We start from the raw sequence: 19557 nt of genomic DNA on the forward strand, positions 1-19557 counted from the left end.
ATCATCATTATGCCGACGACGCGCTACCCGACGGCCACGCTCTCCTTCGGGGAGATCGCCGCCGAACGGTAGGTCGTCAGCGTGAACAGCAGCGCCACCAGCCCGAGCGCGGTGGCCAGCACGACCACGCCCGCCCGGCCGTACCAGTCGAGTGCGGCGCCACCGGCCAGCCCGGCCACGAAGAGCCCGACGTACTGCGCGGACGACAGCAGCCCCAGGCCGATCGGCACGTTGCCGGGCACGGCGCCGACCGTCCTGAACTGCTGGGCCGGGGCCACCAGCCAGCCGAGCGCACCCCACAGGAACGCCCACACCAGGGCGACGGGCAGGGCGAGGTTGGCGACGGGGATGAGGGTCATGAACGCGGTGCTCGCGGCCAGGCCGACCAGCACCATCCTGCGCGGCCCGTACAGGTCGGTGAAGCGCCCGCCGAGCTGGTTGCCCACGATGCCGCCGAGCCCCCACGCCCACAGCACCGCCGGCAGCGGCAGGTCGAACAGCGACCCGATGTAGGTGTACGCGGTGAACCCGGCCGCGAAGAACAGCAGCTGCGTCGTCAGCACCGCCAGCACCCGCCGGTCACCCAGCGGCGCGAACCGCTCCCTGAGCCGTCCCGACGTCGGGATCCGCACCGAGGGCACCACGGCCGCGACGCCGATGAACCCGATCACGCCCAGCCCCGACACCAGCCAGAGCGTGGCCCGCCAGCCGGAGACCCCGCCCAGCCAGGTGCCCAGCGGCACGCCGATCGCGGATGACACGGTCAGCCCGCCCATCACCAGTGCGAGCGCGCGCCCGCGGCGCTCGGGCGCGGTCAGCGCGTTCGCCACGCCGGAGGCGGTCGGCGTGAACATCGCCGCACCCGCCGCCGCGATCACCCGGGTGGCCATCACCAGCGGGTACGTCGGAGCCAGCGCGGTCAGCACATTGCCGACGACGAACACGCTCAGCGCCACCACCAGCAGGGTCTTGCGCGACAGGCGGGCGGTCAGGGCGGCGAGAACGGGCGACAGCAGCGCGTAAGCAAGCGCGAACACGGTCATGAGCTGCCCGGCCGCCGACGACGAGATCCCCAGATCCCGCGAGATGGGCGGCAGCAGCCCGGCGGTCACGAACATGCCCGTACCTATCGCAAAATTTCCGACAGCAAGCGGGTAGAGCCGGGAGCTCATGCATCCTCCAGCGCCATGAGAGTTGGACACCCATCAAACTGTCTTATAGTTGGATTGTTGTCAAACAATAAACCAGAGGTAGTGTTTCCCCATGCGCCTGCTACCGCACCCCTCGACGGAGAACATCCAGCTCACGGAGGTCCTGCGGGCGCTTTCCGACCCCGTGCGCCTCGAGATCGTCGTACGTCTCGCTCTGCGGGGCGAGATGACGTGCGGCGTCGCGGGCGACGACCTCGGCGTGCACAAGTCGACCGCCTCGCACCACTACCGCACCCTGCGCGAGGCCGGCGTGGTCATGACCAAGCAGGAGGGGCGGCTGAAGTACATGAGCCTGCGCCGCGACGACCTCGACTCCCGCTTCCCCGGCCTGCTCGACGCGGTCCTGTCCGCCGCCGGGATCCCGAGCGCCGGCGGCCCGGACCACACCCGGAGCTCAGGCGTCCCGGCCCCCAGCCTGAGCGCCGGCGTCCCCGCCCAGCGTTGATGCGCCACGACTCGCTGCCCATCCGGCACGTCCTGGCCGAGCTGCTCGCCGTCCTCGACGGGCACGGCAGCGCGGTCCTCACGGCCCCTCCCGGCACGGGCAAGACGACGGTCGTGCCACTCGCCCTGGCCGAGGCGGGCATGCGGGTGCTGGTGGCCGAGCCGCGACGCCTGGCCGTACGCGCGGCCGCCCAGCGGATGGGCGTGAGCTACTCCATCAGGGGCGAGCGGCACGTGGGCGCGAACCCCATGGTCGAGGTGGTCACGACAGGCGTCCTGCTCCAGCGCCTCCAGCGGGACCAGGAACTGGCCGGCGTGGACGCGGTCATGCTCGACGAGTGCCATGAGCGCCACCTGGACGCGGACACGGCGCTGGCGTTCCTCCTGGACGTCCGCGACACGCTCCGCCCCGACCTGCGCCTGCTGGCCACCTCCGCCACCGCCGACGCCGAGCCGTGGTCGCGGCTGATCGGCGGCCCCGTCGTCGCGGCCACCGGCGCCACGCACCCCGTCGAGACGGTGTGGGCCCCGCCCGCGCGCCCGGTCGCCCCGCCGCACGGCCTCCGCGTCGATCCCGCCCTGCTGTCCCACGTCGCCTCGGTGGTGCGCAGGGCGCTGGCGGAGCGGGACGGCGACGTGCTCTGCTTCCTCCCGGGCGTGGGCGAGATCGCCAAGGTCGCGGGGATGCTGGACGGCGTCGAGGTCCTCCAGGTGCACGGCCAGGCCCCGGCCCACGTTCAGGACGCCGTGCTCGCGCCCGGCTCGGCCCGGCGGGTGGTGCTGGCCACGTCGGTCGCCGAGTCCAGCCTCACCGTCCCGGGCGTCCGGGTGGTGGTCGACTCCGGCCTGGCGCGCGAGCCGCGTACCGACCACGCCCGCGGCCTCGGCTCACTCACCACGGTCCGGGTCTCGAAGGCCTCGGCCGGCCAGCGCGCGGGCCGGGCCGGTCGCGAGGCGGCGGGCACGGTGTACCGATGCTGGTCGGCGGCCGACCACGAGCGCCTGGCCGATCACGCACGCCCGGAGATCGCGCTCGCGGACCTGACGGGGTTCGCGCTGCAGGCGGCCTGCTGGGGCACCCCCGACGCTTCAGGGCTGGCGCTGCTGGACCCGCCGCCGCCCGCCGCGATGTCCGCCGCCGCCCGCACCTTGGAGGCGCTGGGCGCGCTCGACGGCGCCTCACGGGTGGACGGCGCCTCACGGGTGGACGGCGCCTCACGGGTGGACGGCGCCTCACGGGTGACGGACCGGGGCCGCCGGATGGCGCTGGCCGGCGTGCACCCCCGCCTGGCCAGGGCCCTGCTCGACCTGGGCCCGCGGGCCGCCGAGGTGGTGGCCCTGCTGTCGGAGCAGCTTCCCCGGGACGCGGGCGACGACCTGGTTGCGGTCTGGCGCGCGGCCCGCAGGGGCGGCACCGGCTTCGCCGCCCGCTGGCGCCAGGAGGCCGGACGCCTCCGGCGCACCGCCGCCCAGGCCCACGATGCGACCCCGCCCGCTCCACACACCGAGCACATCCCGCACGGCCGGACGCCGGACGACGAGGTGGCCGGGTTGGCCGTGGCGCTGGCGTTCCCCGAGCGGGTGGCGCGCCGGCGGGGCGGCGGCTACCTCATGGCCTCCGGCACCCAGGCCCAGCTCCCGGAGGGCTCCAAGCTGCACACCGCCCCGTGGCTGGCCATCGCGATCGCCGACCGACCGACGGGGTCCGCGTCGGCCCGCATCAGACAGGCCGTGGAGATCGACGAGGAGACCGCCAGACTGGCCCACCCCACCACCACCGAGCACGAGATCACCTGGCACGTGCCCCCGGGCGGGCGTCACGGCGACGTGCTCGCCCGGACCGTCGAGCGGCTGGGCGCGATCGAGCTGTCCGCCACCCCGCTCAAGGACGCCGACGTCCGCGAGGCCATCCTGTACGGCCTCCGCACGGAACCCGACGTCCTCACCTGGACGAAACAGGCCAGAGAGCTGCGGGACCGCCTGGCGTTCTGCCACCGCGCCGTCGGCGCCCCCTGGCCCTCGATGGACGCGCTCATCGACCTGGCCGACCAGTGGCTGGAGCCGGAGCTGTCCAGGGCCCGCCGCCGGGCCGACCTCGAACGCATCGACGTCGCCGCCGCGCTGAAACGCCTGATCCCCTGGAGCGAACGCCTGGAACAGGCCGCCCCCGAACGCATCGAGGTGCCCAGCGGCTCCCACGTCCGCGTGGACTACTCGGGCGACCAGCCGGTGCTGGCGGTCAAGCTGCAGGAGCTGTTCGGCCTGCAGGAGACGCCCGAGATCTCCGGCGTGCCCGTCCTGGTGCACCTGCTCTCCCCCGCGGGCCGCCCGGTGGCCGTCACCGCGGACCTGGCGTCGTTCTGGCGCGACGGCTACCGTTCCGTACGCGCGGAGCTCCGCGGCCGCTACCCGAAGCACCCCTGGCCGGAGGACCCGCTCACCGCGCCTCCCACCCGCCGTACCAAAGAGAGAAGACCATGACGAGCGTGGCCGACGCCGCCCGCGACAACGCCGAGTGGTGCGACGCGATGTGCCGCGCGCACGGCGCACCGGGCACGTTCGCGGCCCTGGCCTGGACCAACCCTGCCAGGACCCCGCCCTTCTACCCGGACGCCGTCACCCTGTCCCCCGACGCGACGGCGGCCGACGTGCTCGGCCACATCGACGCCCGCCCCGGCGCGTCGGTCAAGGACAGCTTCGCCACGCTCGACCTGCCGGGCTTCGAGGTGCTGTTCGAGGGCCAGTGGATCCACCGCGAGCCTCCGGAGCGGCGCGCGCCCGCGATCGCCTGGGAGGTGGTGGCCGACGCCGCCACGCTGCGCGACTGGGAGCGGGCCTGCTTCGACGGCGAGGTCCGGGACCTCTTCCTGCCCGCGCTCCTCGACGAGGACGAGGTCACGGTCCTGTGCGGGAGGAGAGGGGGCGCCGTCGTCGGCGGCTCCGTGCTCACCCCGCGTGAGCAGGTCGTGGGCGTCTCCAACGTGTTCGGGGACGCCTCGTGGGAGGGCGCCCTGGCCATGGCCGCCGATCTCTACCCCGGCCGTCCCCTGGTCGGCTGGGAGATCGACCCGGCGGACGCCGTCCGGCACGGCTTCACCACGATCGGCCCCCTACGCGTCTGGAGCAAGATCGCCTAGGGTGCTCGACCAGCCGCCCCGGTCGCCGACCGGAGCGGCCACGCGGGTCAGTCGTTGATCGTGTGCCCGTGGTTCCGGCGCCGGACGTACAGGCGGTTGCCCTCCGGCCCCGTCCATTCCACCCGCACGACCCCGGCCACCGCCGTGTCGCCGACGCGCGACGGGTCGGCCCAGTAGCCGAATCTGGGGTTGCGGAAGAACGTCGCCCACAGCCGGCCGCCGGCATCCACGAAGAAGTTGTTGTGGCCGGCGCCGACACCCACGGTCCACCGCTTCGAGTACGGTCCCTCGAACGTGTCCGAGACGGCGACGACCGCGTCGTAGTGGTATTGCGCGCGGCCGGGGCCGGGCGGGTCGTAGGCGTATCGGGTGCTGCCGTCGGCATTGGGCGAGGACCGGTTCCAGGCGGCCTGGAGGAGGTAGTACTTGCCTCCGTGCTTGAACACGTACGCGCCTTCGAGGTACGGCTCGGGCGAGTAGGGCGTCTGCTGGAACTGCGGGAGGTTGGTCGTCGGGACGATGTCCTCCATGTCGTCCCGGAACTTCGCGTACAGGTGGTTGTGCAGCACCAGCCAGGCGTCGTCGCCTTCGGAGTAGAGGCTGCCGTCGATGTGGTGGTAGGCGCCGGGCTCGATGAAGTCGGGTCCTCCGACGAAGGAGTCGCCGAAGGGCTTGTCGTGGTTGCCCTGGACGAGCCGGTACGGACCCTCGAGGCCGCCCTCGCTCACGAGCATGAACGAACCGACCTTCCGGGAGTGGTCACCCATGCACGCGACGATGTACCACTTGCCGCGGAAGTAATGCACCTCCGGGGCCCAGACATCGCCCCGCTTGCCGAACCGGTCGTCGTGCCAGTACTCCTGCCACGGAGCGACGACCATGCGTCCTGGCCGGTTCTCGCCGACGAACTCCGGAGACCAGACCTTCCCCTTCTCGGCGCCGGGGCGGATGCCGGTGGTGTCGACCAGCCTCCACGGCCCGCGCAGAGACGGGGACACCCACACGAAGAGGCCGTCGTTCCACGGGGCTGGCCCTGCGATCCCGGCCGCCCGGGTGGTGCCGGTAGCGACGTAGATCGGACGACCGTCGACGACGAAGCAGTTGACGTACGTGTCCCGCATCCAGACCCGGCCGAGCTCCTTGTCACGGGGGCGCAGCTCGAGCGGGAGGATGAAGGAGTTGTCCGCACGCGGCCACAGGTCCTGCCGGGTGTCGGCGAGGCCGTAGGGCTCGAGCTCAGGCCAGTTCGACGGATACCGCCGCATCGATGCCGCCTCTGTCATCGGGGCCGCCTGCGCGGCGGTCGTGGGCAGTGCCGCCGCTCCTGCCAGGCCGGCGGCGCCCGCCAGCAGGGACCGTCGGTCGATGTTCAACCCGTTGTCGGAATCAGTCATCAGTCACGTCCTCCACATCTCGCGGGCGTACGAGCAGGGGCCTGGGGGTGGTCGGGCATGGTTCTCCTCAGCCGGGGTCGAAGGCCAGGACGGTCACCGAGTGCGGCGCGACGGACCAGGTGCCGCCGTCCGCCTTCACCTCGCCGAGGTCTCTGGTCGCGATCGTGTCCGGCGCGTCCAGGGTGTTGACGGCGTCAAGGCCGGGGACGTCGGCGCCGAGGGCGTGGACGCGCGCGCTGCCCGGGGTGTTCGCGGCGGAGCCGTCGAGGACGATCCGCAGGCGTACGGTCTCGTCACGGTGCCGGTTGACGACGGCGATCCGTACCGAGCCGTCGTCGGCTCGGGTGGCGGACACGTCCACGTACGGAACGGCCATGGGCGCGGTGAGCAGCCGGCCATCCGGGCCGCGCACGTCGCCGAGCCGCACGGACGTGGTCCTGGCCGGGCCGTCCACCTCGGCGGGCAGCACGGTGCGGCCGGTGTGGTGCCGGTACAGGTGCCAGACGTGGTAGATGGCCGACCGCAGCGCGCCGCCGGGGCGGGCGACGACCAGGCCGTTGGCGTTCACCAGGTTCACCGGATTGGCCATGCGCACCGGCGCGGGCAGGCCCGCGGTCCGGTGGACGGCGTGGAACACCCCTGCGCAGAAGACGAGGTCGCCCACCGTGCGCGGGCTCCACCGGTTCACCCGGAACCGGTCCGGCTCGCCGGCGTCGGGGGTCTCGCGCGGGGCGATGCCGCCGTCGTCGCCCGGGAGCGGGTCCGGCCAGGTCGCGGGTTCGAGGTGGCGCATCGTCCACTCGTCGAGCGCGAGCGCGGGCGGGCTCTCCATGCCGGTCTCGGCGGCAAGCGCTGTGACCAGCTGGGAGTAGGCGTGGATGTCCCGTTCGAAGAACACGGACTGGGCCACGACCGCGTCGTAGTCATCGCCGGTCCACAGGTGGGTGCTGGCCCCGTACAGGTGCAGCGACAGGTAGTCGAGCAGCTCGCCGGCCCGGGCCAGGAGCGGGCGGGTCCATTCCTCCTGCCGGTACGGGATGCCGACCCCGATCAGCCGGATCTCCGGATCGACCAGGCGCATGAACCTGGCATGCTCGCGGGCCGCCTCGGCGTGCTCCGCAGCGCTCCGGTGGCCCATCTGCCACGGGCCGTAGACCTCGTTGCCGACGCCCCAGTAGCGCACGCGCCACGGCTCGGCGCGGCCGTTCTCCGCGCGGCGGCGGGTGAGCGTGGTGTCGCGGGCGGAGTTGGTGTACTCGATCCAGCGCACCGCCTCGTCGACGTTTCGCGCGGAGTGCACCAGGTACGGCTCCGCGCCCACCGCCTCGCACCAGGCCAGGAACTCGTCGGTGCCGAAGCGGTTGGACTCCAACCCACCCCAGGCCAGCTCCAGCCGGCTGGGCCGGGCATCACGCGGGCCGACGCCGTCCTCCCAGTGGTAGGCCGAGGTGAAGTTGCCCCCGGGCCAGCGGATCGGGCCCGGCCCCAGTTCCCGTACCAGTTCCAGCACATCGGCACGCACCCCGCGAAGCAGGCCGGGCTCGGCGACGGACAGCGGCGATCCCTCGTCGAACACCCCGCCCTCGATGTTCCCGAAGAATGCTGATTCCAGGAAATGCCCGTAAATATCGTCGTCGATCCGGCCGAGCGGTCGACGCGTGTCCACGGTCACCAGGGCCTCGCGGCCGCTGTTCCCCATCATTGCTTCACTGCTCCTGCGATGCTGTCGACGAATTTCCGCTGAAGTACGACGAAGATGGCGATCACCGGCACCAGCGAGATCACCGCGGCCGCCGCCATGCCGGACCAGTCAGTGCCCCGCTCGCCCACGAAGACGGTCATGCCCACCGCCAGCGTCCGCAGGCCGGGGTCGCTGAGCGTGAACACCAGCGGCAGCAGGTAGACGTTCCAGGCGTACAGGAACGTGAGGATCACCACCGTGGCGGTGATCGGCCAGGCGAGCGGCAGCATCACCCGGAAGAAGACCGTGAAGGGCCCGGCGCCGTCCAGCCGCGCGGTCTCCTCCAGCTCCTTCGGCAGCCGCCGGAAATAGCCCGCGTAGAGCAGGGTCGAGGCGATCTGCCCGCCCGCGCCCAGCCCGAGAATCACCCCGGCATGCGTGTTGAGCAGCCGTAGCTGGTCGGTCAGCTGGGTGACCGGGATGATCGAGTACCCCTCCGGCAGGAAGAACGTGACCAGGAAGAGCCCGACGAGCAGCTTTTTGCCGATGAAGTCGTACCGGCCTAGCACGTAGCCCGCCAGGGCGCTGCGGACGACGACGAGGAGCACCGTCCCGAGAGTGATGATCGTGGTGTTGACGAAGTACGTGGCGAAGCCGACCTCTGTCCAGGCCCTGGCATAGTTCTCCCAGGCCGGCTCGTCGGGCATGAGGTCGAGCCCCTTGCCGAAGATCTCGGGAGAGGACTTCAGCGAGGCCGACACCAGCCAGGCGAACGGGTAGACCCACAGCCCGCCGAGCACCGCCAGCAGCACGACGGTGACCACCTGCCCTGGGCTGGGGCGGCGGAGCCGGGTCATGAGGGCCCGATCCGGCGCCGCGCCCAGCGGATCCCCAACGCCTGGACGATCGCGAGGACCACGGTCAGCAGCCCGAACAGGACCGCCGCGGCCGACGCGTAGCCGAGCTGCGGGACGGTGGCCTGGAAGGCCGTACGGAAGATGAAAATCTCGATCACCTCGGAGGAGAAGGACGGGCCACCGCCGGTGAGCGTCTGCATCAGGTCGAAGACGTTGAACGCGGCCACGGTGTCGATCAGCGTGATGATGACCAGGAACGGCACCAGCAGCGGCATCGTCACGTGCCGGAACTCCGCCCAGGAGCCCGCGCCGTCGATCACCGCGGCCTCGTGCACACCCTGCGGGATCGTCTGCAGCGCGGCCAGCCAGTAAACCAGCGTGATGCCCAACCACTTCCACACCCAGACCGCGATCCCCGCATAGAGCGAGGTGCCGGCGTTGGCCGCGAAGTTCGCGGGCGAGTCGAGCAGCCCCGACGCGACCATCGACAGGCTCACCGGACCGCTCGCGTCGAGCAGCAGGGTGAAGACCACGCCGACGATGGCACCGGTGGTGACGACGGGCAGGAAGAACAGCGTGCGGAAGAACCCCTTGAACGGCGTCTTCCGCCGGTTGAGCACGATCGCCAGCGCGAGCGCCAGCCCCACCCGCAGCGGCACGGCGAACACCAGGAACACCAGCGAGTTCCTGAAGGCGTTCCAGAAGAGGTCGTCCCCGATCAGCCGGGCGAAGTTCTCGATCCCGATGAACGTCCCGGCACTGGCGAAGCCCGGCCAGTCCAGGAACGCGAACCACCACGAGGCCAGCAGGGGATACACGGTGTAAGCGCCGTACCCGAGCAGGGTGGGAAGCAGGAAGAGGTAGATCCACCAGTCCTGGCGCAGGCGGCGCGCCCACCCCTGCCGGTGGCGTGGCGGCGGCGCCGCGGTGGGGCGGCTCCGCCGTTGGGTTGTCATCGTCATCGTGCTCCTGTCCGGCCGCGGGCTCAGCGCTCGGCGTAGGCCTGCTGGCCGTAGTCCGCCTTCGGATCCCAGTTGCCGAACACCCAGGCGTCGACGCCGACCTGGACGCCCTTCTTACGGACGACTTCGATGGCGCGTTCGCGCTCGGCGGTCATCTTCTCGGTGAAGCGCCTCAGCTCGCCGGCGATGTCGCTGGTCGAGCCGGTCAGCACCGACTGCACGATGTCGCCGAGGTTCGGGTGGACGTCGCGCATCTCTGCCAGCACCTGCCAGACGCCCGGGGTCCCGACCTCGGGCACGGGGCCGATCCGCACGTCGTCCTGGAAGTTCGCGACGCAGCGCCGGTAGGAGGCGTGCACGTCGGCCTCCGCCACCACGTCGGCCAGCGCGGGCGGCTGGTCCATGGCGGCGGCCAGCTTGAGCTGGAACTCCTTGCCCGTCATCCGCAGCAGGACCTCGGCGGCGGTCTTGGCCTGCTTCGACTGGCTCGACACCCAGAACGTCCCCGGCTGTGGCGGGTTGTAGACGAAGTTCCTGGTCGGCTCTGGGCAGGGGATGTGCCAGACGCCGACGCCGCGCTTCACCGCCTCGGGCTCGTCCACGAGGAGGCCGCCGATGAACCACGCACCCCACAGGTAGATGGCCGCCTGCCCGGCCGCCCAGCGGGCGCGGGCGTCGCGTGGGCCCATCGACGGGGACGCGGGGTGCACGACCTTGTCGGTGTGGAGCGCGACCAAGAACTCGACCGCCGCCACGTACTCGTCGGAGTCGAAGATGTACTTCCCCGTCTTCCAGTCGATGGCGCCGGGTCCTGGCGCGCCGGCGGTCATGGCCAGCCGGTGCACCAGGGCCGCCAGGTATTCCGGGTCCTTGCTCGGCACCACCATTCCGTACACGTCGCCTGCCGTCCCCTTGGTGGCCCGGCGCGCGATGTCGCGGAGCTTGTCCCAGGTGCCGGGCTCCTCCTCTGGGTCGAGGCCGGCCTCCTTGATCAGCGCGGTGTTGAACCACGGCACCGCGTCGTGCCAGCGGCCCGAGAACGGCGGGAAGGAGTAGATCTCGCCGTTGAACCGGTGGATGCCGTCGTAGAGCATCTGTCCGACCGGGCTGCCCTGGAAGTCGGCGAGCTTCCCGATCGGCTGGAACCACCCGCTGCCGACCAGGGCGGCCGGGGAGACCCCGCCCAGGCCCGCCAGCGAGTGCACGTCCGGCATCTGGTTGCTGCGCCGGGCCACCTGGAGCGCCTGGCCCAGGTCGGGCGCGTCCATCTGACGTCGCTCGATCTTGATGCCGGTGTGCTCCTTCATGTACGGCGCGAAGAGGTCGTTCTGCAGCATCTTCGTCAGCGGCCGGAACTGGTCCCACCACTGGAGCGATCCTCCGGCTCCGCCACCGGCCTGGCTCAGCTGACCGCCGCCCGTGCAGGCGGTGAGCATCGCCGCGAGGACTCCGGCGCCGGTGCCGCCGATGAACCGTCGTCTGCTCACGACGCTCTGTGTGCTCGGAAAGGTTTGTCTGCTGCGGCGATACGGTCCCATGGGGACTCCGTTCCATCGTCGTACCATGCCGCCCAACCCCCGATCGAGGATTCCCTCACCGAGCGGCTCGCATGTTTGCGCAAACTTAAGCCGAGCACCTGCCACCGTCAAGACCGCCGTTGTGAGATCTGTGAAGTTGCGTGTCACATCGAGAAATCCGCATCCCCGGCCGTTCGCGGGAGGCTTTTGATGTTTGCGGAAACATCAACCTCGCCTTTCAACCTCCGGAGATGCCGATGTACGCTGTCGGCGACGACGACGAAGGGAGACGACCCGGCGTGGCTCGACTACCGGGGACGAGGGCGTCAGGCGGCCCGTCGATGGCGGACGTCGCCAAGCTCGCCGGCGTCTCGGGCCAGACCGTGTCCCGGGTCGTCAACGGCAACGACCGGGTGACCACCGACACGAGGCTCAAGGTCGAAACGGCCATGAGACAGCTCGGTTACCGCGCCAACATCGCCGCGCGGGCACTGGCCACCGGCCGGTTCGGCACGATCGGCGTCGTCATGTTCAACCTCAGCGCCGTGCTCAACGTCCGCATCGTCGAGGCGGTCGTGACCGGCGCCCAGGCCCGCGGCTACTCCGTGAGCGTCGCGATGGTCAACGGCCCGACCGAGAAGGACGTCCGCGCCGCCGTCCGCGGCCTCACCGACCGCGCGGTGGACGGCGTGATCGTGATCGAGGGCCGGGTGCTCGACACCCCGCACCTGCAGCTTCCCGAGGAAGTGCCGGTCGTGATCGCCGACAGCAGGGCGGCGCACCGGCACCCCACGTTCGGCGTGGACGAGGCCGCCGGCGCCCGCGCCGTCGTGGAGCACCTGCTCGGGCTCGGCCACGCCACCGTGCACCACGTGGCCGGGCCGACCGGCTCGAATCCGGCGCAGCGGCGCAGGGCCGCGTGGCAGCGGCTGCTGAAGCGGAAGGGCCGCGCCGTCCCGCCGGCCGCCGTCGGCGACTGGTCCCCGCAGTCGGGGTACGACGCCGCCCGCCGCCTGCTGGCCGACGACGACGTGACCGCAGTCTTCGCCGCCAACGACCAGATGGCCGTGGGCGTGCTCAGGGCCGCGGCCGAACTGGGCCGCAGGGTGCCGGACGACCTGAGCGTCGTCGGCTTCGACGACCTCGACTTCACGCCGTTCCTCGCCCCGCCGCTGACGACCGTCCGCCAGGACCTCGCGGCGGTGGGACGACGCTGCCTCGACCACCTGATCGCGCGGATCGAGGCGCCGGCCGGGATCGAGGCGACCGAGGCCGCCAGCAGGTTCGTCCGCCCGGAACTGGTGATCAGGGCGTCCACCGCGCCCCCGCGCCGCTGACCCCGGCCGCCCGCGGCCATTGACAGGCCGATCAAGTTAGCGCAAACATGACTTCACGAAATGTGTCACGACACTGTGACCGCGTTTCCCTGTCCCTCTCCCCCGACCCTCCTTCTGAGCCCAGGGAGCACAAGGCCCCATGCTGCTGCGCCGACTATCGATCATCGCGCTGACCGCCGTCCTGGCCGCCTCGACCACCACGCACACCGCCACCGCCGCCGAAGGCAGGCCTGTGAAACTCGCGTACGGCGCCCTTGGCGCGAACTTCAACCAGAACCTCGACGCGCTGAACTACCGGGAGCTCCGCGAGGCCAAGGCCCAATGGGTCCGCGGGTTCTTCCCGATGCCCGCCACCGACCAGGGCGATCCCGCCGCGCATTTCGCGATTCGCAAGATCACCGAGGCAGCCGGTCGGGGCTACGACACCATCCTGAGCCTGAAGTTCCCCTACGACCGGGCCTCTTTCCCCGCGCCGGGCAGCGCCAAGATGTCCGCTGAGCTGGCCCGCCTGGACCGGGTTCTGCCTACCGTGCTGAACAAGGTGGACATCATCACGATCGGCAACGAGCCGTTCATCGAGAGCCTGCCCGCCGAACGCGACGCACGGCTCAACGAGTTCTACGAGACCGTCGCCCGGCACGTGATCGACTACAGGCGCGCGCACTGCGGCGCGGACTGCCGCACCGTGCTCTACATGGGCGCGCTGAACCGGCTCGACCTGCCCGACCGCCGCACGCCGGCGGCCGAGCGCTGGATGACCTTCGTCCGGGAGACGCCGGAGATCGAGGGCGTCGACATCCACCCGCACGTGCCCTCGCCCCAGGCCGTCCAGCCGTTCCTGGACTACATCCTGCCGCGGATGCGCCCGCGGCAGACGTTCCTCGTCACCGAGTTCTCCCTGGTGCATTACTGGAAAGAGCACCTGCGTGACACCGTCTCCACCAAGTTCGCGCACCAGTACGGCTTCGCCCCGGACACCCAGGTCTGGCAGGTGATCAAGGCCGCCATCGACAAGCCGTTCAGCGAGCGGAAGTGGGACGACTTCCTGACCAGCAGCCCGTGGTTCACCAGCCAGGCCGGCTTCCTGCGCGACCAGTTGCGGCTGTACCGGAGCACCGGTCGGCTGGCGGTCGCCACGTACGCCTTCAAGCAGGATGATGCGATGGTCGAGGACTTCGGCCCTGACAAGACCCCGTGGCTGCTCAACAGCGTGTACGCCGCCTACACCGTGCAGCCCCGTGGTGCCCTGTCAGGGCGCGGCTACTGGCTCGACGACTTCCGCGCGCTGCAGCGGCGCTGACCCAGCTGTCCGGCGACACCGCCAGGCAACCGATGTACGCGAAGCGCCAGCGGAGGCCCAGCCCGTGAACCGACCGAACATCGTGCTGATCATGACCGATCAGCAGCGCGCCGGCTGGACGGCCGCGAGCGGCTTCCCTCTGGACACCATGCCCTTCCTGGACGGGCTGATGAGCACCGGCGTCCAGTTCCAGCGCGCGTACACCACGTCCCCGCTGTGCGTGCCCGCACGGATCAGCCTGCTCACCGGACGGTACCCGTCCGCGCACCGGGTACGGCAGAACAGCGCCGCGGAGCACGTGCTGCGCGGCGCCGACCTGGTGGACGTGCTGCGTGACGCCGGGTACGCGCTGCACCTGGCGGGCAAGACGCACTTCTACCGCAAACCCGCCGACTTCGACACGTTCGCCGCCCCGTACGGGCACAATCGCGGCCCGACGGCGACGCCTGACCAGGCGCGCTTCGAGCAGTGGCTCGGCTCGCTCGACCACTCGGTCAGCCATGAGCCGACGCCGTTTCCGCTGGAGTGCCAGTTCCCGTACCGGATCGTCGACGGTGCGATCAACGCGATCGACCGGACGCCTGCCGACCAGCCGTTCTTCACCTGGCTGTCGTTCCCCGAACCGCACAACCCCTACCAGGTCCCGGAGCCGTACTTCAGCCTCTTCCCGCCGGACCAGGTGCCCGAGCGGCTGGTCGGGCCCGAGGGCGCCGAGCGCAAGGGCGGCACGTACACCTGGCTGCGCCGGCTGATCGAGGAGAAACGGCCCGGCTACGACGCCGAGTGGCGGCGATACCGCGCCAACTACTGCGGGATGCTCCGGCTCATCGACGACCAACTGCGCCGGTTCTTCGCGCACTTGGGCGATCGGGACACCCTGGTGTTCTTCATCGCCGACCACGGCGACTACACCGGCGACTACGGCCTGCAACGCAAGGGCGCGGGTATGTCCGAGAGCCTGATGCGCATCCCGTTCGCCGTAGCCGGGCCGGGCGTACGGCCGCTGGTGAACCGCACCGACTTCATCTCGCTCGCCGACCTGTTCCCGACGATCTGCGACGCCCTCGCCGTCGAGATCCCGGTCGGCGTCCAGGGGCGCAGCCTGTGGCCGCTGCTCACCGGGGCTCCGTACCCGGCCGAGGAGTTCGCCAGCGGGTACAGCGAACGCGGCTTCGGCGGGCTGTCCTACGACGTGGACGAGCGGCCCGCATTGCATTTCCCCTATGAAGGCCGCACCTTCGACGAGCTCAACACCGTCACCCAGGCCGGCACGACGGTGATGCTCCGGCGCGAGCAGTGGAAACTCCTCCTGGACGAGCGCGGCGCCGGCGAGCTCTACGACCTGGACGCCGACCCTGCGGAGCTGGACAACCGGTACGACGATCCCGCGCTCGCCGAGCTCCGCGCCGCACTCACCACCGATCTAGCCCGTTGGATGATCCGCGTCCGGGACGACCTGCCCGAGGCGGTCTACACCCTCAAACGCACACCGCACAACTGGCACCAGTGACCACCGTGCATGATCGAGACCATGAAAGTCCCCTGGTACGGGCCGCGCCTGGAGCGGGCGCGGTCCGCACCGGCCGATCGCCTGCCCCTACGCGTCTGGAGCAAGATCCTCAAGGGTCGGGTCCTCCAGTACGGGGAACCGCTCGACCCCCACCCCCACGTCCTTGAACCCGCTCGACGTGGCGAGGCACACGACGGGCCCGTCGAAGTCCAGCCGCGCCTGCCGGTATCCGGCCAGGCCGGCCGCTCCCGACAGCTCCTGCCACAATCCCTGCCGGGCGAGATCGCGCTGCGCCGACCGCAGCTCCTCGTCGGTCACGAGCAGGGCCGCGCCACCGCTGTCCCGCACGGCCACGACCCCGCGGTGCCCGCCGACCGGCCCGGCGATGCCGTACGCGTCGCTGGCCCCGAGCTCGACGACGGCCGCGGGTGCGCCCGTGGCCAGGGCCCGCGCGTGCGGCCCGCCGGCGGCCGTCTCGCAGGAGAACATCCGCGGCAGAGTGCCGGCCAGCCCGAGCAGCCGCAGCTCCACGAACCCCTTCCACACGCCGTAGAGCAGCTCGGCGTACCCGGTCGGTGCGAAGACGGCCGCGGGGACGCGCCCGAGCTGCAGGAACAGCTCATAGGCGATGGTCTTGTACCCCTCGGGCCCGAACGGGTGACCGGTGTGCGTCACGGTCTGGTTGCTGACCGGGTGGTAGCCGAGCCGTTCCACGATCTCCCGCAGCAGCGGCCACCGCTTCTCGGCGGGCACGGACAGGACCCTGGCGCCGTACGCCCGCACGAAAGCCTGCACGGCGGGCGGCGAGTCCGCCGAGGTCAGCACGATCGCGGGCAGCCCGGCCCGGGCGGCGTAGGCGGCGGCCGAGGCGCCGTGGTTGCCGGACGACGCCACGACCACGCCGGGCGCGCCCGAGGCGACGGCGGCGCTGACCGCGACCCGGTTCAGGCGGTCCTTGTGCGACCAGGTCGGGTTGCGGGACTCGTCCTTGACATAGATGCAGTTCTGCAATCTGCGGTGCGCCGCTGAACGCGGCGCACCGTGAACGCCGTCGAACTCCACCAACGGCGTCCCGCCCTCTCCCAGCGAGGGCGCCTCCAGCGGCGGCAGCAGCGGCGACCACCGCGCGATGTCCGTGCCCGGCTCCTGCTCGAACAGGCGGCGGTCCACACGGGCGTAGTCGTAGGTGATCTCGAGCGGATACGCGATCTCGTCGGTGCTGGTCTTCGGGCAGCCCCGCGTCAGCGGCGGGAACAGCGGGAACTCGGTCGCCGGGTCGCCAAGAGAGCGCTGGCGGAGGGCAAGGGACGGTCCGTTCACGTGTACGGACCCTATCGGGGCCCTATCGACGCGGGCGGGCAGGATGCAGACTCTAGGCATGTTGTGGACAGGCAGGTCCGCCATCGAGATCGCGACGGCTGTCCGGCGTGGGGATGTCACGGCCACGACCGTCGTCGAGGAGCACCTTCACGCCATCTCGGAGCGGGATTCCAAGGTAGGGGCGTTCCGGCTGGTCAGAGAGCAGGCCGTGGAGGAGGCGAAGGCCCTGCAGAAGCGGCGCGACCTGGCGGAGCTGCCGCTCGCCGGCGTGCCGGTCGCGGTGAAGGACAACCTCGAGGTCGCGGGCGAGGCCACCCGTGCCGGGTCCGGGGCGACGGCGGACGCGCCCGCGCCGGACGACCACGCGACGGTGGCGCGCCTGCGCGCGGCGGGCGCGGTGGTGGTCGGCGTGACGAACATGCCGGAGCTGGGCCTGACGGCGTTCGGCGACAGCGCGTACGGCATCGTACGCAACCCCTGGAACCCGTCGCGCACGGCCGGCGGGTCGTCGTCGGGCAGCGCCGCGGCCGTGGCGGCGGGCATGGTGCCGATCGCGCTCGGCAACGACGGCATGGGCTCGCTCCGCATCCCCGCCGCCTGCTGCGGCGTGCTGGCCATCAAGCCGGGCGCGGGACTCGTGCCGCCGCCGGCCGACGACTGGGACCGGCTGTCGGAGAACGGCCCTCTCGCGACGACCGCGTCCGACCTGGCGCTGGCGCTGTCCGTGCTGGCCGCGGACCCGTCGCTCGCGGAGTCCTGGCGGGGCGGCGGCCGCGTCGAGCCCCGGCCGGTCATGCTCCGCTCGGTCTGGGCGGACGACGACGAGGTCTGGGAGCCGCAGCCGCCGCAGGAGAGCCCGGAGCCGTTCGACCTAAGGGTGGCGTACGCGCCCCAGCCGCTGCCCACCGGCCTGCCCATGGACAGGGAGTTCCAGGCCGCGGTGCGCGGAGCGGCGGAGACGCTGCGCCTGGCCGGGCACACGGTGGTCGAGCACGGCCGCAGGCTGCCTGCCTGGCTCGGCCCGGCCACGATCGCCACCTGGCTCACCAGGGCCGCGGCCGCGCCGGGCGACCTCGACCGGCGCCGGCTCGAACGCCGCACCCTCGCGCTCGCCCGCACCGGGCGGGTGCTCGCCGCGCTCAAGCTGGACGGCGTACGCGGCCGCGAACGCTGGAGCGGCTACGGGGCCGACCAGTGGTTCGGCGACGCGGACGCCCTGCTCATGCCCGCCCTGGCGACCATCCCGCCGAAGGCCGAGCGCTGGGGCGATCGCGGCCTCGTCCGCAACGCGGTGGCCAACGTCAGGTACGCCCCCGCCACGGGCCCCTGGAACATGTGCGGCTGGCCCGCCATCACCGTCCCCCTGGCCACGCACTCCAGCGGGCTGCCCATCGCCGTCCAGATCGTCGCCCCGCCCGGCGGCGAGCCCCACCTCCTCGGCCTGGCCGCCCAGCTCCAGTCCGCCCACCCGCCGGTGCGGCCGCCGGGCTTCTCCTTCTAATGTGCGCCTCTTTGTCCGTGCCAAGGCCTAAGGTGCCGTGGCATGGAATCAGATGATCTTTCTGGCCTTCGCGCCAAGCTGGCGTCCACGTCGCAGAAGAACGCCTGGAAAACCGTTCGGCAGCTCGCGCTCCAAGGCCGGGGCGACGCCCTGGAGCTGGCCGCCGAGTTCGCCGAGGTCGCCGAGCCCACCGTCGACAACCTGCTCAAGCTCTGGCCGCAGGCCCTCGACCCGGACGGCTTCGCCGAGCACCTGCTCGCCCCGGCCTTCGCCGCCGAGGGACGCACCGAGCTGACACTGCGCAAGCAGAACTCCATCATCGGGCTGCGGCACCTGACGATGCTCCGGAAGCTGTGCCTGGACCACTGCAAGGGCCTGACGGACCTCTCCGAGCTGTCGGCGCTGACCGAGCTCAGGAAGCTGGAGCTGGACGGCTGCGCGGCCGTCACCGATCTCGGGCCGCTGGCCGGGCTCACTGAGCTGGAATCTGTCAGCCTGGCGAGCTGCCGCCTGGTCTCCGACATCACCCCGCTGCTGGGCCTGCGCCGGCTCCGGCGGCTCAACCTCCGCAGCAGCGGCGTGGCCAGCGTCGAAGGGGTCGGCGCGGCCTTCCCGCGTCTCGAAACGCTCGACCTCGGCAACTGCCGCTTCATCGATGACATCCGTCCGCTGTCGGGGCTGCGGAACCTGCTCTCCCTGGACGTCAGCCATACCAAGATCACGAGTATCGAGGGGCTGCGCGACCTCGACTCGGTCACCGAGGTGAGCATGCACTGCGCCCGGCTCAAGAGCCTCGACGGCATCGCCGCCATGCCCGCGCTCGAACGCCTGTGGATCAGCGGCTGCACCAACCTGAAGAGCCTGGACGGCCTCGGCCACCATCCCCGACTCGAAGACCTCGGCCTGCCGTCCGCGCCGCTCCCGGACCTGCGCCCGCTGTCGCGGCTGCCCGCCCTGACCAAGCTCACGATCGACGAGTGGCAGAAGCTCACCTCGCTCGACGGGCTCGAAGGGCACCCGTCGATCAGCGAGATCAACCTGTGCTACGCCACGACCCTGACCGACCTCTCCGCGCTGGCCCGCATGCCGGCCCTGCGCGAGCTGACCCTCCAGGGCATGGACCACCTCGGCGACCTCGCTCCGATCTCCGGACTGTTGCAGCTGGAGACCCTCCGCGTGGTGTACAGCGATCACCTGCGGACCCTCGGCGACCCCCGTGGCCTGCCCGCCCTCCGCACACTGAAGCTCTGGAGATGCTCCGCGCTGAGCGACCTCGGGTCGGTCGCCGACCTGCCAGGACTGAAGGAGATCTCCGTGACGGGATGCCCCGCACTGCCCTCCGGCATCCTGTCCGACCTGCGTACCCGAGGCCTGCTCAGCGGTTGA

General features: G+C 71.5%; 15 protein-coding genes. 8 read left to right on the forward strand and 7 right to left on the reverse strand.

The features are described 5' to 3' along the window. Positions 1-23 precede the first annotated feature (23 nt). Positions 24-1172, reverse strand: coding sequence for an MFS transporter (locus ABD830_RS37340; RefSeq protein ID WP_344998213.1), 1149 nt, complete (start codon positions 1170-1172; stop codon positions 24-26). Between the two features lie 91 nt (positions 1173-1263). On the opposite strand from ABD830_RS37340, the gene ABD830_RS37345 reads away from it, so the two are divergent. The 3 genes from ABD830_RS37345 to ABD830_RS37355 are packed head-to-tail and all read left to right on the forward strand — an operon-like array spanning position 1264 to position 4792. Continuing rightward, a complete protein-coding gene (locus ABD830_RS37345) occupies positions 1264-1656 on the forward strand; it encodes an ArsR/SmtB family transcription factor (RefSeq protein WP_344998215.1) in 393 nt (130 codons plus the stop codon). Next, positions 1656-4136 carry an ATP-dependent helicase HrpB gene (hrpB, locus tag ABD830_RS37350; protein WP_344998217.1) on the forward strand — a complete coding sequence of 827 codons (2481 nt, stop codon included), beginning with the start codon at positions 1656-1658 and terminating at the stop codon, positions 4134-4136. The genes ABD830_RS37345 and hrpB overlap by 1 nt, the downstream gene beginning before the upstream one ends. Further along, a complete protein-coding gene (locus tag ABD830_RS37355; protein ID WP_344998219.1) occupies positions 4133-4792 on the forward strand; it encodes a hypothetical protein in 660 nt (219 codons plus the stop codon). Before hrpB ends, ABD830_RS37355 begins: the two co-directional genes overlap by 4 nt. A 47-nt stretch (positions 4793-4839) precedes the next feature. Here ABD830_RS37355 and ABD830_RS37360 read toward each other — a convergent pair whose 3' ends face one another. The 5 genes from ABD830_RS37360 to ABD830_RS37380 form a co-directional block, all read right to left on the reverse strand. Further along, complete coding sequence (locus ABD830_RS37360) at positions 4840-6186, reverse strand: family 43 glycosylhydrolase (RefSeq protein WP_344998221.1); 1347 nt, start codon at positions 6184-6186, stop codon at positions 4840-4842. A gap of 67 nt (positions 6187-6253) precedes the next feature. Further along, a complete protein-coding gene (locus tag ABD830_RS37365) occupies positions 6254-7888 on the reverse strand; it encodes an alpha-L-arabinofuranosidase C-terminal domain-containing protein (protein WP_344998223.1) in 1635 nt (544 codons plus the stop codon). Continuing rightward, complete coding sequence (locus ABD830_RS37370) at positions 7885-8724, reverse strand: carbohydrate ABC transporter permease (RefSeq protein WP_344998225.1); 840 nt, start codon at positions 8722-8724, stop codon at positions 7885-7887. The genes ABD830_RS37365 and ABD830_RS37370 overlap by 4 nt, the downstream gene beginning before the upstream one ends. Continuing rightward, a complete protein-coding gene (locus tag ABD830_RS37375; RefSeq protein ID WP_344998227.1) occupies positions 8721-9686 on the reverse strand; it encodes a carbohydrate ABC transporter permease in 966 nt (321 codons plus the stop codon). Before ABD830_RS37375 ends, ABD830_RS37370 begins: the two co-directional genes overlap by 4 nt. A 23-nt stretch (positions 9687-9709) precedes the next feature. Next, entirely contained in the window at positions 9710-11173 is a 1464-nt protein-coding gene (locus tag ABD830_RS37380) for an ABC transporter substrate-binding protein (protein WP_344998229.1), read from the reverse strand. Between the two features lie 329 nt (positions 11174-11502). On the opposite strand from ABD830_RS37380, the gene ABD830_RS37385 reads away from it, so the two are divergent. From ABD830_RS37385 to ABD830_RS37395, 3 genes are all read left to right on the forward strand, one after another. Then, positions 11503-12540 carry a LacI family DNA-binding transcriptional regulator gene (locus ABD830_RS37385; protein WP_344998231.1) on the forward strand — a complete coding sequence of 346 codons (1038 nt, stop codon included), beginning with the start codon at positions 11503-11505 and terminating at the stop codon, positions 12538-12540. A gap of 139 nt (positions 12541-12679) precedes the next feature. After that, complete coding sequence (locus ABD830_RS37390) at positions 12680-13840, forward strand: hypothetical protein (RefSeq protein WP_344998233.1); 1161 nt, start codon at positions 12680-12682, stop codon at positions 13838-13840. Positions 13841-13904: 64 nt separating this feature from the next. Next, complete coding sequence (locus tag ABD830_RS37395) at positions 13905-15350, forward strand: sulfatase-like hydrolase/transferase (protein WP_344998235.1); 1446 nt, start codon at positions 13905-13907, stop codon at positions 15348-15350. A gap of 87 nt (positions 15351-15437) precedes the next feature. Here the strand turns inward: ABD830_RS37395 and ABD830_RS37400 are convergent, their stop codons facing one another. After that, positions 15438-16670: a threonine synthase gene (locus ABD830_RS37400; RefSeq protein ID WP_344998237.1), complete on the reverse strand. Its 1233-nt coding sequence runs from the start codon at positions 16668-16670 to the stop codon at positions 15438-15440. A gap of 58 nt (positions 16671-16728) precedes the next feature. On the opposite strand from ABD830_RS37400, the gene ABD830_RS37405 reads away from it, so the two are divergent. Both ABD830_RS37405 and ABD830_RS37410 read left to right on the forward strand, forming a co-directional pair. Continuing rightward, positions 16729-18171: an amidase gene (locus ABD830_RS37405; protein WP_344998239.1), complete on the forward strand. Its 1443-nt coding sequence runs from the start codon at positions 16729-16731 to the stop codon at positions 18169-18171. A gap of 42 nt (positions 18172-18213) precedes the next feature. Continuing rightward, on the forward strand, positions 18214-19557 hold the full coding sequence (locus ABD830_RS37410; protein WP_344998241.1) for a leucine-rich repeat domain-containing protein: 1344 nt from the start codon (positions 18214-18216) through the stop codon (positions 19555-19557).

Origin of the sequence: Nonomuraea helvata, assembly GCF_039535785.1 — a bacterium.
GTDB classification, from domain to species: Bacteria; Actinomycetota; Actinomycetes; order Streptosporangiales; family Streptosporangiaceae; genus Nonomuraea; species Nonomuraea helvata.

What these genes read in the sequence shown, in the direction of transcription:
- ABD830_RS37355 (WP_344998219.1), top strand. Translation starts at nt 4,133, where the DNA reads ATGACGAGCGTGGCCGACGCCGCCCGCGACAACGCCGAGTGGTGCGAC.
- ABD830_RS37340 (WP_344998213.1), bottom strand. Translation starts at nt 1,172, where the DNA reads ATGAGCTCCCGGCTCTACCCGCTTGCTGTCGGAAATTTTGCGATAGGT.
- ABD830_RS37365 (WP_344998223.1), bottom strand. Translation starts at nt 7,888, where the DNA reads ATGATGGGGAACAGCGGCCGCGAGGCCCTGGTGACCGTGGACACGCGT.
- hrpB (WP_344998217.1), top strand. Translation starts at nt 1,656, where the DNA reads ATGCGCCACGACTCGCTGCCCATCCGGCACGTCCTGGCCGAGCTGCTC.
- ABD830_RS37375 (WP_344998227.1), bottom strand. Translation starts at nt 9,686, where the DNA reads ATGACGATGACAACCCAACGGCGGAGCCGCCCCACCGCGGCGCCGCCG.
- ABD830_RS37410 (WP_344998241.1), top strand. Translation starts at nt 18,214, where the DNA reads ATGGAATCAGATGATCTTTCTGGCCTTCGCGCCAAGCTGGCGTCCACG.
- ABD830_RS37360 (WP_344998221.1), bottom strand. Translation starts at nt 6,186, where the DNA reads ATGACTGATTCCGACAACGGGTTGAACATCGACCGACGGTCCCTGCTG.
- ABD830_RS37345 (WP_344998215.1), top strand. Translation starts at nt 1,264, where the DNA reads ATGCGCCTGCTACCGCACCCCTCGACGGAGAACATCCAGCTCACGGAG.
- ABD830_RS37405 (WP_344998239.1), top strand. Translation starts at nt 16,729, where the DNA reads ATGTTGTGGACAGGCAGGTCCGCCATCGAGATCGCGACGGCTGTCCGG.
- ABD830_RS37370 (WP_344998225.1), bottom strand. Translation starts at nt 8,724, where the DNA reads ATGACCCGGCTCCGCCGCCCCAGCCCAGGGCAGGTGGTCACCGTCGTG.
- ABD830_RS37390 (WP_344998233.1), top strand. Translation starts at nt 12,680, where the DNA reads ATGCTGCTGCGCCGACTATCGATCATCGCGCTGACCGCCGTCCTGGCC.